The organism is Amycolatopsis decaplanina DSM 44594 (genome assembly GCF_000342005.1).
Classification (GTDB): domain Bacteria; phylum Actinomycetota; class Actinomycetes; order Mycobacteriales; family Pseudonocardiaceae; genus Amycolatopsis; species Amycolatopsis decaplanina.
Genome location: NZ_AOHO01000044.1, coordinates 1 through 2165 on the forward strand (window position 1 = coordinate 1; position 2165 = coordinate 2165).

At 69.6% G+C, this 2165-nt stretch carries 3 protein-coding genes and 1 pseudogene; all 4 read left to right on the forward strand.

Going from position 1 to position 2165, the window contains the following annotated elements; genetic code table 11:
* The coding region (locus H074_RS40705) for a hypothetical protein (protein WP_007029827.1) at positions 1–779 on the forward strand (779 nt) is incomplete at its 5' end.
* 456 nt (positions 780–1235) lie between these two features.
* Complete coding sequence (locus H074_RS09615) at positions 1236–1511, forward strand: hypothetical protein (RefSeq protein ID WP_007029828.1); 276 nt, start codon at positions 1236–1238, stop codon at positions 1509–1511.
* Positions 1512–1514: 3 nt separating this feature from the next.
* A complete protein-coding gene (locus tag H074_RS09620; RefSeq protein ID WP_007029829.1) occupies positions 1515–1769 on the forward strand; it encodes a hypothetical protein in 255 nt (84 codons plus the stop codon).
* Between the two features lie 42 nt (positions 1770–1811).
* Positions 1812–2165 (forward strand): annotated as a pseudogene (locus tag H074_RS09625) (hypothetical protein); the annotation flags it as partial.

The window sequence follows — 2165 nt, forward strand, 5'->3', positions numbered from 1 at the left end:
CGGAACCGCCGGACGACAAGCACTTCCGCACCGCGGGGGCGCTCAGCGTCGGCTACTGGATGTCGGTCGGTGTCGGCGCGGTCGGCCAGATCGCGTCCTTCGGCGCGCTGATCGCCAGCGGCCTGGACGGCTGGATGAAGGTTCTCGGGTACGTCGCGGCCGCGCTCGGTGCGGCGTTCGCCGAGATCACCATGATCGGCGCCGGTGCCTCGTCGCTCAAGCGCCGCTATAAGGGTGGGAACTGGAAGCCGCTGCTGGTGGTCGCCTGCCTCGTCTGCGGCTACGCGACCGTTCTCAACGTCCTGCACTGGGGCCCGATCCAGATCGGGCTCGCGGTGATGTTCGGCGGTGGCTCGCTGGTCGGGTTCGTCGCCCACACCATGGCCGAGCACCTGGCGGCCAAGGACTACGAGACACAGCTCGCCGAGTGGAAAGCCGCCGACGACGAGCGGAACGCCAAGATCGAGGCACAGGCCGCGTCCCGGCGCCGCGCCGAGGAGAAGGCGTTGCGGGAAGCCACCAAGGCCGCGCCGCAGCCGAGCACTGAGCCCGCCCCGGTCGCGGCCCCGGCGAAGCAGCAGGCGAAACCCGCGGCGGGCAAGAACACCGCCGACGGGGCCGTGGACAAGCAGACGGCGGTCCAGCTCGGCATCGCCCGCCAGGCCTGCACCCCCGCTGTCCTCAAGGCGGAGCTGGTCAAGGCGGGGCACGAGTTGCCTTCCTCGGACACCACGATCAAGAACTGGTGCCGTGAGATCAAACAACTGCTCAACCAGTAAAGCCCTGTTCTAGAAAGGAAAGCCCATGCCTGGTGCCGTCGTCGGAGTCCTTCTGGTCCTGTGCACGATCCTCGCCGTGATCAACCTGGCACCCGAGGTCCGTAAGTCCTGGCAGGCCCGCAAGGCCCGCTAACAGCAGCACCCTTTCTCCGGTCCAGCACCGGGGGAACGCTCGCGGAGGTCACTTCGCGAGCGTTGCCCAGGCCTCTGGAACGGCCCGCCCGAGACGGCCGGAAGCCGCGTGGTGAGCAGCCACACCCGCACGGCTTCCGGCGCCCATCCCTCGCAGCACACCCCTCCCCCCCGTTTGTGCTGCGTGGGAAACGCCGGTGGCCGAGCGCCGCATCCCCGATGGAACCTGCGGGTTTCAGCGCGCGCTCGGTCACCGGCCCTCACTTCCTTCTTCTCGTCTTCCCCTCAGTTTTTGTCGGCACGTCTAGGAAAGGAGTCATCGGTTTGGCTCGTGAACGCTACGAACTGCGCCTGGAACGGCTGGACGGCGGCCGGTTGCCGAATCGGGTCGAGGAGGTCACGGAGTTCTTCGACCTCGACGACGCGTACGACACCGAAACCACGCTGGCCAAGCATTTTCTGCCGCTGGCCTGTGCCGCCGAGGGCGAGGACCCCGGCGGTGACCGCACCGAGATGCCGTGGCTGGCCCGGTATGTGCTGAGGATCTATACGCCGGGCAGTACCCGGCTGGTGACCTCGTATCGCGGCTGGCTGGTGTAGACGATGGCCGGTCACCGCAGGCGCCGCAAACCCGGGACGCCCACCGCGCGCCGGCGTCATCACGAGAACTCGAGGGCGCTGCTGGCGGCGAAACTCGCCGCCAGCAGTGATCCGGTCGAGCGCCTGGCGCACGCGTTCGACTACGCCCGCGCCGCGGCGGCGCGGGCCCGGCGCCGCGATCCCGCCGCTGATGTCACTCCGGAGCTGGACACCGCGCTGCGCGCGCTGGTCCGCGCGGGCGACCAGCTCATCCGCTGACCCCTCCCGAGAAGTCCCCATCCAGTAGAGGAAGTGATGCCCATGTCCGCCGTGCACGAGCTGCCCCAGCCGACGCCCGCGTCCACGACGGACCGGGCGCAGCCGCCGGTTCCGCCGGAAACCGACGTCGAGAAGACGATCCCGATCCCTGCTATCCGCCCCGACACCCACCTCCGTGTGGTCCCGCCGCCCGGCACCGCCGACGCCACCGGCCCGGCCGGGGACGTCACGAGCGACGCCGCCGGGACTGGCGGGTCGCCGGTGGACCGGGCGAGGTCCTGGACCGAGGGCGTCGCAAAGTCGTGGGCGAAGGACATGTTCGGCCCGCCGGACATCGCCACGAAGGACCGGCCGTCACTTCAGAAGATCCACCGCTACGGCAAGGAGAACACGCAG